Source organism: Methylobacterium sp. J-043, assembly GCF_022829505.1.
GTDB classification, from domain to species: domain Bacteria; phylum Pseudomonadota; class Alphaproteobacteria; order Rhizobiales; family Beijerinckiaceae; genus Methylobacterium; species Methylobacterium extorquens_A.
Map to the genome: position 1 here is coordinate 1 of NZ_JAKSYB010000023.1, position 13,564 is coordinate 13,564.

At 67.8% G+C, this 13,564-nt stretch carries 13 protein-coding genes; 4 read left to right on the forward strand and 9 right to left on the reverse strand.

Annotated features, from left to right (window positions below):
• Positions 1-418 precede the first annotated feature (418 nt).
• Both MKK50_RS01420 and MKK50_RS01425 read right to left on the reverse strand, forming a co-directional pair.
• Positions 419-1,588: a complex I NDUFA9 subunit family protein gene (locus MKK50_RS01420; protein ID WP_499019871.1), complete on the reverse strand. Its 1,170-nt coding sequence runs from the start codon at positions 1,586-1,588 to the stop codon at positions 419-421.
• A 221-nt stretch (positions 1,589-1,809) separates the two neighbouring features.
• On the reverse strand, positions 1,810-2,472 hold the full coding sequence (locus tag MKK50_RS01425; protein ID WP_499019873.1) for an esterase/lipase family protein: 663 nt from the start codon (positions 2,470-2,472) through the stop codon (positions 1,810-1,812).
• Between the two features lie 242 nt (positions 2,473-2,714).
• On the opposite strand from MKK50_RS01425, the gene MKK50_RS01430 reads away from it, so the two are divergent.
• The 3 genes from MKK50_RS01430 to MKK50_RS01440 all read left to right on the forward strand — a co-directional run bounded on the left by MKK50_RS01430 (position 2,715) and on the right by MKK50_RS01440 (position 6,592).
• The gene (locus MKK50_RS01430; protein ID WP_499019874.1) at positions 2,715-3,884 is read left to right on the forward strand and encodes an MFS transporter; all 1,170 of its coding nucleotides are present in this window, start codon (positions 2,715-2,717) and stop codon (positions 3,882-3,884) included.
• Positions 3,885-3,967: 83 nt separating this feature from the next.
• On the forward strand, positions 3,968-6,145 hold the full coding sequence (locus tag MKK50_RS01435) for a primosomal protein N' (protein ID WP_499019876.1): 2,178 nt from the start codon (positions 3,968-3,970) through the stop codon (positions 6,143-6,145).
• Between the two features lie 84 nt (positions 6,146-6,229).
• Positions 6,230-6,592, forward strand: coding sequence for a SpoIIAA family protein (locus MKK50_RS01440; protein ID WP_056199116.1), 363 nt, complete (start codon positions 6,230-6,232; stop codon positions 6,590-6,592).
• Positions 6,593-6,680: 88 nt separating this feature from the next.
• Here the strand turns inward: MKK50_RS01440 and MKK50_RS01445 are convergent, their stop codons facing one another.
• From MKK50_RS01445 to MKK50_RS01465, 5 genes are all read right to left on the reverse strand, one after another.
• Positions 6,681-7,061, reverse strand: a complete 381-nt coding sequence (locus MKK50_RS01445) for a hypothetical protein (RefSeq protein ID WP_499019878.1) — start codon at positions 7,059-7,061, stop codon at positions 6,681-6,683.
• Between the two features lie 420 nt (positions 7,062-7,481).
• Positions 7,482-7,733 (reverse strand): hypothetical protein, encoded by a 252-nt coding sequence (locus MKK50_RS01450; protein WP_499019880.1) that lies wholly within the window; start codon positions 7,731-7,733, stop codon positions 7,482-7,484.
• Positions 7,734-7,868: 135 nt separating this feature from the next.
• Complete coding sequence (locus MKK50_RS01455; protein ID WP_253366929.1) at positions 7,869-8,111, reverse strand: hypothetical protein; 243 nt, start codon at positions 8,109-8,111, stop codon at positions 7,869-7,871.
• A gap of 291 nt (positions 8,112-8,402) precedes the next feature.
• On the reverse strand, positions 8,403-9,575 hold the full coding sequence (locus MKK50_RS01460) for a zinc-dependent alcohol dehydrogenase (protein ID WP_253366920.1): 1,173 nt from the start codon (positions 9,573-9,575) through the stop codon (positions 8,403-8,405).
• Between the two features lie 131 nt (positions 9,576-9,706).
• Positions 9,707-10,351, reverse strand: coding sequence for an FUSC family protein (locus MKK50_RS01465; RefSeq protein ID WP_499019881.1), 645 nt, complete (start codon positions 10,349-10,351; stop codon positions 9,707-9,709).
• A 147-nt stretch (positions 10,352-10,498) separates the two neighbouring features.
• On the opposite strand from MKK50_RS01465, the gene MKK50_RS01470 reads away from it, so the two are divergent.
• Entirely contained in the window at positions 10,499-10,678 is a 180-nt protein-coding gene (locus MKK50_RS01470; RefSeq protein WP_003604447.1) for a hypothetical protein, read from the forward strand.
• Between the two features lie 252 nt (positions 10,679-10,930).
• On the opposite strand, the gene MKK50_RS01475 is transcribed toward MKK50_RS01470, so the two are convergent.
• Together MKK50_RS01475 and MKK50_RS01480 are read right to left on the reverse strand one after the other, a co-directional pair.
• Positions 10,931-12,562: an ABC1 kinase family protein gene (locus MKK50_RS01475; RefSeq protein WP_253366916.1), complete on the reverse strand. Its 1,632-nt coding sequence runs from the start codon at positions 12,560-12,562 to the stop codon at positions 10,931-10,933.
• 149 nt (positions 12,563-12,711) lie between these two features.
• Positions 12,712-13,191 (reverse strand): hypothetical protein, encoded by a 480-nt coding sequence (locus tag MKK50_RS01480; RefSeq protein ID WP_499019883.1) that lies wholly within the window; start codon positions 13,189-13,191, stop codon positions 12,712-12,714.
• Positions 13,192-13,564 lie beyond the last annotated feature (373 nt).

Here is a 13,564-nt window from a genome sequence, read left to right on the forward strand (position 1 = left end):
TACCCAAGAGACACACAGGCTGCCCGGATGTCCTGCCCAGTCCACCCACCCTCACCTATGAGGTCCGCAGCGCGGGTAAAGCCGGAGCGGACAGTCCGCCGCTTCTAGAGCCGGTGAAACGTACTGTCAACCGACCCCAACCAGCGCCACAGCGCCCGGATCGACCGTCACACCGGAACAGAAGGACAGCGATCACCCGGTCCAGTCACCCGGATCAGCTCCGCTCGCCAACAATCCCGAAGACCAACAAGACCCCGACCCACCAACCGGTGGACCGCGGCGCCCCGTCGGTGAAATGGGGTATAGGGGGCACCGGATCAGGCGTCAATCAGAAAAACGCAGGAAACGCGAAAATGCCCGCCACAGGGCCTACCTGCCGTGCCCGAGAGGCACTCCGCGCGCGGAGTGCCCTCCCCTCTCAGCCGCGTGTCCCCCACCGAACACCTTCGCGGCTTTCACCTGCGGCTTGCTGGCCGATCGCCGGGCCGCTGGCGCGGCCAGGGCGATGAAGCGATTGGGTCGACTCGCTGTGCGGCGCGATCGTATCCGGCACACCGGCCTCCGCCTCGGTGCCGCGGCCCTGCGCGAACTGCCCCGCCTTGCGGAACCGCCAGAGATAGCCGGGCACGATGGCTTCGACCGCCGTCGGCACGATGCCGAGCGCCTCGATGGTACGCCCCTCCGCCTTCGCGGCGTCCGAGACGACGTTGTCGACCTGAAGCAAGGTGACCTGATCGCGCGTCAGCTTGAGGTTGGCCGGGAGCAGCCCGAGGGTCAGCGTGTCGGCAATCTCGATCACTCGAGCCTGCAGGCGCGCCACCGGTTCCGGAAGGTCGAGCACCGCGCGCCGCCGCATCGTCACCTCGAGCATGTAGCGCACGAAGTATTCGAGCGTATTCACCTCCGGCCCGCCAAGCTCGTAGACGCGGCCGCCGGGCACTAAACCATCGACCGCACGAGCGATCGCCTCGGCGACGTCGCCGACGAAGACCGGTTGGAAGCGGGTCTGCGCGCCGGCGAGCGGCAGGGCCGGCAGGAAGGTGGCGAGCGAGGCGAAGCGGTTGAAGAAGCCGTCCCCGGGCCCGAACACCAGCGAGGGACGGAAGATTACCGCATCGGGAGAAGCTCGCAGCACCTCCGCCTCGCCGAGCGCCTTGGAGCGGGCATAGAGCGAGGGTGAATCCGGGTCGGCGCCGAGCGCCGAGACATGGACCAGCTTTGCACCCACCGCCGCAGCGGCTCGGGCAATCTCGCCAGCCCCCTCGGTCTGGAGCTTCGAGAAGCGCTGGCTGCCCGATTCCTGCAGGATGCCGACGAGGTTGATGACGATGTCGGAATGCTCGACCGCGCGGCGGATCGAGTCGGGATAGCGAAGATTGGCCTGAACGCCGACGATCTGGCCGACCTTGCCGAGCGGTTGCAGGAACAGGGCGAGATCGGGCCGGCGCACGGCGACGCGAATCCGATAGCCGCGCTTGGCCAGGGCCCGCACCACGTGGCGCCCGAGAAAGCCGGAACCGCCGAACACGGTCACGAGCTGCGATTGCGGACGGGTGGTCGCGCCGGGCGCGGTGACGAGGCTACTCATGGCCGATGGAGGCCCCTTTATCTCGGGTGACACGTCGAGACGGGCGGCATAACCGCCACACGGCCGACGAGCCCCGGAGCGCGACCGTCGGCAGCACGCTCCTTAGACCAGTTTCAAGGCGAGGGCAGCCGCCGGCTTGAGGAAAATGGAACGGATCGCGCATCGTTCCAAGAGGTGGTCGCTGGCTCGTTCTTCTGGCGAACCGGCAAAGCGCGTCGTCATCAGCGACCGAAGCACCCCTCCCGGAGGAAGTGCAGGGTCTCGGCGGCCACGCGCCGATTCCACATCATCGTCGGGTGCGCGGTCGGAAGCACGATATGGTCGGTCATCCCGTCGAGGCGGGTGCGGGCGACCGTGACGCGTCCGTCATTCGGCCCCGGCAGCAGCAGTGAGGCCAGCGGATAGAGGCTGCGGCTGCCAGCGATGATGCCGAGCGGGTAATCGACCGGGCCGCAAAGGCTTGCCTGCACTGCCCCGCGCTCCGTGCCGAGCTCGGCACCGGCCGGACCGAAGAAGCGGCGGTAGGCCGCGAGGCGGTGCAGCGCATCGGCGATCTCGCTGCCGCCGTTGGGCGGGCCCAGCATCACCACGCGTCCGAGATTGTCCGGCCGGTGCCGGGACAGGAGCACGCGAGCGACGAGGCCGCCCATGGAATGGGTAACGATGTGAAGGCGCGTCACGTCCGCACCGAAGGCCGCGACCGTGGGCGCGATTCCCTCGCCGATGTCGGCGAGTCCGAGCCGGCGCGCCGGATAATCGAGGTTGAGAGTGAGATAGCCGGCGCGTGTCAGCCGGCGCTCCAGCGGGCGTAGGGAGGCGGCGCGGCGGGCGATGCCGTGCAGAAGGAGGACGCCCTCGGTCCCGTCGGCGCTCGTTTCGATCATGGCCCTACGGCCAGCGCCGGCGTCGCGTCGGCGAATGCGTTGCAAAGGAGAGCGGTCATCGCCCTGTTTTTCCGACGCATCGATGAAGAGCTCAACCATCTTTCCGAATGATGCTGCGGGTTCGCGCTTGCGCGTCAACGGCGGATTGGCCGTCGATACTGGCAGAGTGCAGCTTGCCGCACTTCGATCAGCAGGCATTCCCTGGCATCGTCGCAGCAGGGATTGATCGCGAGGCATGCGGGGTGTCGGCGACCGAGGAAGGCATGGCGTGCGATGGACGGACCGGTTCGGGCCTCCTCCTCCTGCTCTTTGCCACGCTCTACGGCGCCTATGGTGCGCTCTCACCGTTCCTGCCCGCGTTCCTCGAAACGCGGGGATTGGGACCGGGCGAAATCGGAACGTTGCTCTCCGCCGCGATGCTGGTGCGGCTTGCTGCCGGACCGCTGATCGGCCGGCTCGCCGACCGGCACGGCGCCGTGCCGGCCTTCCTGGCCGGAGGACTTGCCCTCTCTGCGGTGCTGACCCTCGCTTTCCTCGGCGGCCACGGCTTCCTCCTGCTGTTCACCATCGCCCTCGCCCAGGCCGCAGCGACCGCGCCGCTCGCGCCGCTGGCCGATACGGTGGCGCTTGCCGGCAACCGCGACGGGGCCGCTTACGGCCGCATCCGCGGCGCCGGCTCGGCTGCTTTCATCGCGATCACCGTCCTTGCCGGTTACAGCATCGGGATCTTCGGCTACGGCGCCGGCCCTCTCGCCTGCGGCGTCCTTTTCGCCGCCGGCGCCGCGCTGGCATTGCGCCTCGCGCGGACCGCCGCGCCCGCGATGGCGGCCGAGGACGCGGGCGGCAAATTCGTGGCGCTTGCCGCGAATGCCCGCTTCCGCCGGCTCGTCCTCGCCGCCGCCCTAGTGATCGGCGCGCATGCGATGCACGACGCCTTCGCGATCATCGTCTGGCAGGCGGCGGGAATCGGGCCGCGGGTGGCGGGCCTGCTCTGGGCGGAAGCGGTCCTGGCCGAGGTGACGGTGTTCCTCTGGCTCGGTCCGCGGCTGCTGGCGCGGATCGGTCCGGATCGGGCGCTGGCGCTCGCGGCCCTTGCCGGGGCGTTGCGCTGGGCGGTGCAGGCGCAGACCTCCTGGCTGCCCGGCCTCGTCCTGATCCAAGCGCTGCACGGGCTGACCTTCGCGCTCCTGCATCTCGCCTGCCTGCGGCTGATCGTGGAGATTGTGCCAGAGCAGCGCCGGGCCACGGCGCTGACGGTCTACGGCACCTTCGGTCTTGGGCTCGCCTCCGCGCTGATGCTGCTGCTCTCGGGCGCCCTCTACGATCATGTCGGCGCGAAAGGGTTCTGGGTGATGGCCGCCGTGAGCCTGTCGGCCGTTCCCGTTGCGCGGAGGCTCTCGGACATCCGATAAGGGCCGGGCCGCATTCGCCTTCGTTTTCTAGAACATATATAGAACAAAATAGACCGCTCTCGTGATTCTCTTCTCGTGATCCCATGCCTGCCGTCGCCGACATCCTGATCCCGCTCGCGCTCGACACCGCCTACAGCTACGCGGTGCCGGCCGGATTGACCCTCGCCGAGGGCGACATCGTGCAGGTGCCGCTCGGGCCGCGCGAGACGATCGGCGTGGTCTGGGGCCTCGACGAGCGAGCCTCGGGGGGAAATCTGCGGCCGGTGACGGGCAAGGTCGAGGCGCCGCCGCTCTCGGAGGGTTTGCGCAAGCTGGTCGATTGGCTGGCGCGCTACACCCTGGCGCCGAAGGGTTCGGCGCTCGCCATGGCCCTGCGCCTGCCGGACGAGGCCGCCCGCAACGAGGCGCCGCGTGTCGGCGTGCGCGCTGCCGGCCGGCCGCCGAGCCGGCAGACGGTCGCGCGCGGCAAGGTGATGGCTGTCGCCGCCGACAACGCGGTGCGGGGCAAGAGCGCGCTCGCCAAGGAGGCCGGCGTGTCGCTCAGCGTGGTCGATGGACTGATCGATGACGGCGCGTTGGAGACCGTGGCGCTGATGCCCGAACCCGTGGCGCTGCCGCCGGACCCGGACCATCCGCGGGTGCCGCTGTCCGACGCGCAGGCGGAAGCGGCGCACGCCCTCATCGCGAACGCCCCTTCCCCCGCCGATGCCGTGACCGGTGAGACGATCCTCCTCGAAGGTGTTACCGGCTCGGGCAAGACCGAGGTCTATTTCGAGGCGGTGGCCGAGTGCGTGCGCCAGGGGCGGCAGGCCCTGGTGCTGATGCCGGAGATCGCACTGACCGCGCAGTTTCTCGACCGCTTCGCCGGGCGCTTCGGGGTGCGACCGGCGACTTGGCATTCCGGCATCGGCGGCAAGCGCCGCGAGCGGCTGCGGGCGGGCGTGGCCACCGGCGAGGTTTCGGTGGTGGTCGGCGCCCGCTCGGCCCTGTTCCTGCCGTTTCGGAATCTCGGCCTGATCGTCGTCGATGAGGAGCACGAGACCGCCTACAAGCAGGAGGACGGCGTCCACTACCACGCCCGCGACATGGCGGTGGTGCGCGGCAAGATCGAGGGCTGCCCGGTGGTGCTCGCCTCGGCCACGCCGTCGATCGAATCGCGGGTCAACGCGCAGAGCGGGCGCTACCGCCACGTCGCGCTCCCCGGCCGTTTCGGCGGCCGGCCCATGCCCGACATCGCGGCCATCGACATGCGCCTCGACAAGCCGGAGCGCGGGCGGTTCCTGTCGCCGCCGATGGTGAACGCGGTGAAGGCGACGCTGGCCGCGGGCGATCAGGCGCTGCTGTTCCTCAACCGCCGGGGCTACGCGCCGCTCACCCTGTGCCGGGCCTGCGGCCACCGCTACCAGTGCCGCAACTGTTCGACCTGGCTCGTGGAGCACCGCTTCCGCCGGGCGCTGGTCTGCCACCAGTGCGGATACGCCGAGCGAAAGCCCGAGGCCTGCACCGAGTGCGGCGCCTTCGACCATCTCACGCCCTGCGGGCCGGGCGTCGAGCGGATCGCCGAGGAGGTGACCGAGCTTTTTCCCGAGCAGCGCATCGTCGTGCTGTCGAGCGACTTTCCCGGCGGCGCCGAGCGGCTGCGGCAGGAACTCGAGACGGTGGCGGCGGGCGATTGCGACATCGTCGTCGGTACGCAGCTCGTGGCCAAGGGCCACAACTTCCCACACCTGACCCTCGTCGGGGTGCTCGACGCCGATATCGGCCTGACCTCCGGCGATCCCCGCGCGGCCGAGCGCACCTTCCAGCTTCTGCAGCAGGTGACGGGACGTGCGGGGCGCGGCGAGCGGCCCGGACGCGCCCTGGTGCAGACCTACCAGCCCGAGCATCCGGTCATCGCCGCCCTGCTCTCAGGCGATGCCGACCGCTTCTACGAGGAAGAGATCTATGCCCGCGAGGCAGCCGGGCTGCCGCCGTTCGGACGGCTCGCGGCGCTGATCGTCTCCGGGGAAGAGCGGGAGAAGGCTGAGGCGCACGGGCAGGCGCTGGCGCGCGTCGCCGAACCGCCGCCCGGCGTCTCCGTGCTCGGGCCGGCGGAGGCGCCGCTTGCCCTGATCCGCGGGCGCTGGCGATTCCGGCTGCTGGTGAAGACCGAGCGCGGCATCGACGTGCAGAGCTATCTGCGGGATTGGCTGGCGCGCGGACCGAAGCCGCGGGGTAACCTCAAGGTCGCAATCGACGTGGACCCGCAGAGCTTCTTATAATCGCGTCCGTCCGCCGTCGGCCGAGGTCGCTCGCAATCTCCTGCGAACGCGCTCGTCCTCGGCTCATTCGAGGAGCGCCGCACCTTGCTGACCTATGAGAAGAAGCCCGATTCCGCCATCGCCGAGATCGTCGTCGACGGGAAGATCTCCGATGAGGAGATGAACACGGTCATGACCGCGATGAAGGCCGACCTCGACAAGGGCGGCCGCATCAAGCTCCTGGAGGACATCCGCAGCTTCGAGGGTATGGAGCCGGCCGCCTTCTTCAAGGATCCGCGCTTCGGCATCTCGATGATGAAGGGCGTGAGCCACGTCGCCCTCGTCACCGACGCGACCTGGCTCAAGGCCGTGGCCGAGACCTTCGGCTTCGTCTCGCCGGTGCAGATCAAGGTGTTCGAGCGTGCCCGCATCGGCGAGGCGCGGGCCTGGCTCGAAGCGGCTGCCTGACGGCGCAGGGACCGCTCCCGCACGAACGCATAAAGAGGGGGCGAGCCTTGCGGGCCCGCCCCCTCTTTTCGAAAGGCAGACGATCAGATTACTCGGCGAGCGCGGTCCGGAGCGTGTGGCGCTTGGCCACCCAACGGCCGGTGCACAGGCCGCCGGAAACGCGCCACGTGCCGGAGCCCGAGCGGGCCTGGAGCCGGCCCGAGGCGGTCCCGTTCGCGGCCGAAGCCGCGACGTTCAGGCCGACATCCCCATCCGCTCCGACACGGCCGCTCACCGTGTTGCCGCCGGAGGCCACCGCGGTGACCGGGCGGACCTGTCCATCCCGTACGGCCAGGGTGTAGCTGTATTGGGCATCACACATGCCGCTTTCGGTCACGAGTTGAACCGACCACGTCCCATCGAAATCCCCCGCCATCGCCGGCGAGGCGAGCGCGGCGGCCAGAGCAGCGGTGAGGGCGAACTTGAGCATGCAGCATCCAACTCAGCGACGCGAGTGAGGCGTACGGTGCGCCGTCGCCTGCGCTCTCCGTACCGTCGATCTGTGAGATACCGGCACTCTACGGAAACAAGAGGCGATAATATGACGCCAACGAATGATTGTTCCTGACAACAAACCACGGCTGCTCGCCGGGAGATTGATGCGTCTTCGAAACAGAAGCGTCGCCATTCCCGCCTTTTATGCACCGCAGTGTTGCAAGCGCAGCCTTAAGGACTGTGGAATCGTATTTTGAAGATGCGAAATGCCAAGCGTATGCACTCGACGGGGTCGTCCCCCATCCCTTCATCGGTGCAGGGTGCACTGCTCCACCCAAAGGGGCGGCAAGCCCGATTGAAAGCAGGTGCGAGTGGCCAACTCCGCGTTTGACGAAAGCGGTTCTGAGGAGAGCCGTCAGGCGGATGGTTCGGCGAGGCGCGCCCGGTGACGATCGAGGGCGTCGCGCAGGCTCGGCATGAAGGCGGACGTGGCGTCGAGACCGGCCACGCCCTGCGCGAGCCGGTCGAGGGCTCGCACTTGCGCATCGAGGCCGCCGAACGCGGCGAGATAGGCCCAGATTGCTTCGTCGGCCTCGCCGACCGGAACCGGTTGCTCGGATGCGAGCAGCGCCGAAAAGATGTCCAGGGTTGTGTTCAGGCTCGCCACGTCGAATCCGTTTCGGGGCATCCATCGGGTTGAGCTTGCAGTGCGCTCCACCGAGGTGGATGCCGGTTCGGCGAAGCGCGTGTCGAAACGATGGGCCGTCCAAGGGCCGGAATCAGCAGTGGCGGGTGCCGCCGATCAGGCGTGCCGCCGCAACGAACCCGACGCCGGCGACGAACGCCGCTGTGGTGAGCGGATGGTCGCCACCACGCCCACATCGGTCTCGCCAACCGTCACCACGAGGGTGTCGACCGCCTCCAGCAAACCGGCGAGTTCGGGCTCCATCGAGGGGGAGTCAACGATCTGGTCGATCACCTTGGCGGGCGGCACAAAAGGGGTCACGCTCGGCACCAAAATCGACCATTTCGGGTCCGAACGCATCCAGGGTCATCTTGGGCCAGTGCTCGGAGTAGCGCCGCCATGCCCCCCGGCCCTCCTCGGCCGAGCGGATCGGCACGAAGCAGGTGAATACGGTTCACGCCGGATGGACGGCGGCGATGCGCTCGATGTTCGGCAGGATGCGGGCGAGCCAGGGCGTGCGTCAGTCGGTCTTCTCGGAAAACATCGGCTGCGCATCGACGCAGAGATGGGCGGCCCGCGAGCCGAGATCGCCGAATTTCAAACCGTCCTTGCGCGCCATGGCTCGCTCCGAAACCGCTCTTTTCAGTGTTTTCAGTTCGGATGGAAGACGACCTTCACGCAGCCGTCCTTCTTGTCGCGGAAGGTCTTGTAGAGGTCGGGCCCGTCCGCGAGGTCGGCAGAGCGGTGAGTGATCAGCGAAGCGGTGTCGAATTTGCCCTGCTGGATCAGCTTGGTCAGCGGTTCGAGGTAGCGCTTCACGTGGGTCTGACCGCTCTTGAGGGTCAGGCCCTTCTGGACGATCGCACCCATGTTGACGGGGATCGGCCCACCGTAGACGCCGGGCACCGAGACGATGCCGCAGGGCCGTACGGCGCGGATCGCTTCCATGAGGGCATAGGGCCGCTCGGTCGAGGTGAGCTTCTCCTGCAACGTCGAGATCACGCTGGCGACGCCGTGGCCGGCGCTGGCCTCCATGCCGACGCAGTCGATGACACCATCGGCGCCCTCGCCCTTGCTGATTTCCTTGATGCGCTCGAACACGTCTTCCTTGGCGAAGTCGATGATGTCGGTCGCGCCGTACTTGCCAGCGAGCGCGAGACGCTCGGGCACGGTGTCGATGGCGATGATCCGCTCGGCGCCCATGATCTTGGCTGACTGGATCGCGAACAGGCCGACCGGCCCCGCGCCCCATACGGCGATGATCTCGCCGCCCTTGATCTCGCAATGTTCGGCGCCCTGCCAGCCAGTCGGCAGGATGTCGGTGAGAAACAGGACCGACTCGTCGTCCATGCCGTCCGGCACCTTCATCGGCGCCACGTCGGCCATGGGCACGCGCACATACTCGGCCTGTCCACCGGCATAGCCGCCGGTGATGTGCGAGTAGCCGAACAGGCCGGCGGTGGTGAAGCCGAACTGCGCCGCCGCCATCTCGGCGTTGCGGTTAGAGCGCTGGCAGACGGAGAAGTTGCCGAGCTTACACTGACGGCACTCGCCGCAATTGATGTTGAAGGGGACGACGATGCGGTCGCCCTTCTTGAATTTGGTGAAGCCCGCGGCGACCTCGACCACCTCGCCCATGAATTCGTGGCCGAGCACGTCGCCCGACTTCATCGTCGGCATCTGTCCGTCCATCAGGTGAAGGTCGGAGCCGCAGATCGCGCAGGACGTCACTTTAATGATGACGTCGCGGGAATCCTCGATCGTGGGATCCGGCACCGTGTCACAGCGGATGTCGCCTTTCCCGTGCCAGCATAATGCTTTCATGAAATGTCCTCGAAGTGGGAAAGGCGGTGCCTCAAAGGGCATCGTCTCAGGAACCCCCGAGGCATACGGCCAAGTTCCCGCCCGACTTTTCCCGGCGGACGCCCTTCAAATATCCTTGCAGCCGGCCGCCGTCAGAGCTTGATCCCGAGTCTCCGGTTCAAGCGGGTCACGAGCCAGACCGTGCCGATCGCCACGCACACGCCCCAGCCGACTTCCAGCACCCGCGATCCCGCCATCCGCTCCACCGGCCCGAGATGCGGCACCAGCAGGATGATGGTGGCGGTGATCCCGGCCAGCCGGCAGGCACTCGCCACGTTGACGAGCCAGCAGGCGAGGATCGCGAGCACGACCGTCGCCGCGTAGGTCGGCAGGGACGGTCCCAGGGTCAGGTAGGCGGAAAGCCCGATCAGTCCGCCGATCGCGGCACCGGTGAACTGATCCCGGGCGGTGGAGCGGGTCGCGCCGAACTCAGTCTGCGCGACGGCGACCGCGGTGATCGCCGCCCAGAATCCTTCGCGCAAGCCGAGCACCTGCGTCGGCAGGTAAGCAACGATGGCAGCGACCGCCGACATTACGCCATGCGCGAGCCCGCCGGAGAAGCGCCGCCGCAGCGGCAGGCGCTTGCGCAGCCGCGTGACCTGATCCCGCAGCCAGCGGATGCGGCTGGTGTCGCGGTCGGCCCGGCGTGTCTTTTCGACGGCGGCCTCCGCGGCGGCGCGCTCCGTAGCGCCCTCTCTCTTTTCCTGCTCATGGTAGGAAGCCTGTTCGGCCTGCATCCCCCCCTCCCTTCAAGCTTTCGGCCGCGTGATGGATGGCAGGCTCGAACGATCGGAACGGTGAACGCGAAAGCCCCGGAGAAAACTCCCGGTTAAGCCTAAGCGCCTATCACCGGCCCATCGAGCCTGGTGACGAAAGGAGCGCCGATGACCAGGGACCAACTCGCGATTGAATTGAAGCGCATGGCCTCCTCGCAGGTCAGCGACATCGAGCGCGCGGTGAAAGCGGGGCACAAGACCATCGCCCTGAACGAACTGGCCGATCTCGACCGCCAGCTCAAGGCGCTGGCCGCCGCTCTCAAGGCAAAGCCCGTCATTCGGGCCTGATACGGTTTCCGCTTGATCCAAGCGGGGACCGGATCAGCCAGCCCGCGCGGCGCCTGAGCGAAGCCCAAATCCGCCATCCCGAAGGGATCAAACGGATTTGGTATGAGACCCGGCTTTCGCCCCCCCCCCCGCGACAGCACCGGCCCCGCCCTTCCGGGCGGCGGCCGCGCGCCCATCCGTCACGGAAGTCATGGCGCCCTTCGCCTCGAGGCGGATCGTCCGTTCAGAGCACCCGGACCCGCCCGATCGATCTCAACGATCGCGGCTCAGCAACACCAGCCAGCCGATACCGAGCACCGCCACCGTCATCCCGATGATGACGAAGGCCGGCGTGCCGAGATCGATGAGACGCGGCGCGAGCTGCGTGGCGAATGCCGCCACGACGAGGCCGACGGCGACCCGCGCGGCCCCCCGCTCGATGCCCCGCACGAGCTTGTCCATCCCCTTCAGCTCGATCTCGACGGTGACGCGCCCCTGCTTGAGGCGCACCAGCATGAGATGGATCAGCGTCGGCAACTCGGAGGCCGCGCCGTAGAGGCCGGTCCCAAGCGATTCCGCCTTGCGCATCAGGCCCCGCAGCGAGAATTGCGAGCGCATGCTCGCCCGCACGGTCGGGCCGGCGGCGGCGAACAGGTCGAAAGCGGGGTCGAGCTGGCGCATGACGCCGTCGGCGGTGACGAGCCCCTTGAACAGGATCGCCAGATCGGTCGGCATCGCGAGATCGTTCTCGCGGGCCATGGTCATGAAGTCGGTGAGCACGAGCCCGAGATTGAGCGGGATCGAGGAATGAGCCTGCACGAAGTTCTGGGCGGACTGTTCCAGCTTACTCAGGTCCGGATTCGATGTGCCGGTCCAATCGAGGAGCGTGGCCATCAGGCCATCGACATCCTGCTTGAGCATGGCGCCGATCAGAACGAGGAGCTGCTGGCGCCGCTTCTGCGACAGACGCCCAACGATGCCGAAATCGATGAAGCCGATCCGGTTGCCGGGCAGGATCAGCAGGTTGCCGGGATGCGGATCGGCGTGAAACACACCCTCGATCAGCGCCATGCGCAGGAAGGCGTCGCAGCCCTTCTGCGCCAGCGCCTTCTTGTCCGCTCCCATCGTCCGTAGCGCGGCGGCATCGTTCGGCGAGATGCCGTGGATGAACTCCTGGACGAGCACCCGCTCGGAGCACCACTCCCAGAAGATCTTCGGGATGACGATGTCGTCACGTCCGGCGAAGATCTCGGCGATCATCTCACAGTTGCGGGCCTCATTGAGCAGATCGAGCTCGCCGTTGAGGCCGTTGGCAAGGTGGCGCATCTGCTCCTGAGGCTGGTAGCGGGCCATCTCCGGCCACTCCGCCTCGACGATGCGGGCGCCGTGCGCCATCAGCCGCAGATCCGCCTCGATGATCTTCCGCAGCCCCGGCCGCAGAACCTTGACCACGACCTCCTCGCCGGAATGGAGGCGCGCCCGGTAGACCTGGGCGATCGAGGCCGAGGCGATCGGATTGAGGTCGAATTCGGCGAAGACCTGTTCCGGCGGTGCGCCGAGATCGGCTTCGAGCTGCGGCCCGATCAAGGCCCACGGCACCGGCTTCACCTGGCTGTGCAGCTTCTCCAGCTCGTCGGTCCAGACCGGCGAGAGCAGATCGGGGCGGCTCGCCAGGACCTGGCCGAACTTGATGAAGGTCGGCCCCAGGGTCTCGATGGCGCGGCGCAGCCGCTCCGGCTGCGAGAGCCGTGTGACGTCGACCCGCGGCGTTCGGCGGGGAATGAGCGGAATGTTGTGCAGCCCGAGTCGGTCGACGATCTTGGTCAGCCCGAAGCCGATCAGAACCGAAGCGATTTCCGAAAGGCGCTGACGGTCGCGCGCGGCGACGAAGGCTGTTTTGAGCATGATGGTCTTGCGTGTCGCGCGAAGCGTCGGTTCGGGCAAGACCGATCCGGCCCTCGCCGGGCATCTCGCAATGGCGCGGCCATGGGGCTTTTTTAGGATTGCGACCGCCGCGGCCGGTCTGCCCTCGCAGGGACCGGCGGTCCGTCGCTTCAGGGAGCGTTCGCCTCGGCGTGAACGTCGATCAGGACCCGCTCGACCGGATCAGCCGCCTCCGGGCGACCGGTGCGAAGAATGCCCGGCACGTCGGCGCCCGCCGTGCCGAATCGGGCCCAGGCCGCCTGACAGCGGCGATGGTCTGCGTCCGCCAGGAAATAGCGTTCCTGCTCATCGAGCAGCGTCGCGTAGACGGCTGCGCGCACGCTTCGCTCTTCGCCGACATAGAGCTGATAGACGCGGCTCCAGAACGTCTCGTCGAGTTCCCACTCGCACTGCCCGGCCGCCTTCATCATCGCGAGCTTGCGGAGACTCTGCCGTTCGGCATGCGGCATAGCGAGGAAGCCGTAGCGCGCCTTCAGCACCCGGCCTCCGGCGGCATAACCCTCCTCGCTGGTCAGGGCCCAGCCAAGATAGATGCCTGCCGTCCCCACGAGCAAAGCAGCCGTCAGAAGAAGCGCTCGGATGGCGGTCATAGGACATTCTCTCACGTCGAATCCCCATCCTGCCGCCAACCTGGGCGGCATCAAGGTGAGCGGCCTCTCCCCTGCCCTGCGTTTGGCAATCGTTTGGGTTCGGGAATGTCGTGAAGCCCCCTCCCCTTCAGGAGGGGGCACGGCGCCGGGTGATTCATCGGCGTTCGGCGATCGGGCGACCGCCACGCTGCATCGGCGCGGTCTGCCCCGTCGGTTGGCCTGAACGCAACGAAGCCCGCGACCGGCTGGGGTCTGCGGGCTTGGGATCGTGTGCGGGAATGTCGGTGTGTTCGTCTGGTGTATGCGTGTGTGTATTGGTTGCGGGGGCTGGATTTGAACCAGCGACCTTCAGGTTATGAGCCTGACGAGCTAC

Excerpts from the sequence above, each read along its gene's own strand:
- MKK50_RS01420 (WP_499019871.1), bottom strand. The coding sequence starts at position 1,588 with ATGAGTAGCCTCGTCACCGCGCCCGGCGCGACCACCCGTCCGCAATCG.
- MKK50_RS01425 (WP_499019873.1), bottom strand. The coding sequence starts at position 2,472 with ATGATCGAAACGAGCGCCGACGGGACCGAGGGCGTCCTCCTTCTGCAC.
- MKK50_RS01435 (WP_499019876.1), top strand. The coding sequence starts at position 3,968 with ATGCCTGCCGTCGCCGACATCCTGATCCCGCTCGCGCTCGACACCGCC.
- MKK50_RS01445 (WP_499019878.1), bottom strand. The coding sequence starts at position 7,061 with ATGCTCAAGTTCGCCCTCACCGCTGCTCTGGCCGCCGCGCTCGCCTCG.
- MKK50_RS01455 (WP_253366929.1), bottom strand. The coding sequence starts at position 8,111 with ATGCGTTCGGACCCGAAATGGTCGATTTTGGTGCCGAGCGTGACCCCT.
- MKK50_RS01460 (WP_253366920.1), bottom strand. The coding sequence starts at position 9,575 with ATGAAAGCATTATGCTGGCACGGGAAAGGCGACATCCGCTGTGACACG.
- MKK50_RS01465 (WP_499019881.1), bottom strand. The coding sequence starts at position 10,351 with ATGCAGGCCGAACAGGCTTCCTACCATGAGCAGGAAAAGAGAGAGGGC.
- MKK50_RS01470 (WP_003604447.1), top strand. The coding sequence starts at position 10,499 with ATGACCAGGGACCAACTCGCGATTGAATTGAAGCGCATGGCCTCCTCG.
- MKK50_RS01475 (WP_253366916.1), bottom strand. The coding sequence starts at position 12,562 with ATGCTCAAAACAGCCTTCGTCGCCGCGCGCGACCGTCAGCGCCTTTCG.
- MKK50_RS01480 (WP_499019883.1), bottom strand. The coding sequence starts at position 13,191 with ATGACCGCCATCCGAGCGCTTCTTCTGACGGCTGCTTTGCTCGTGGGG.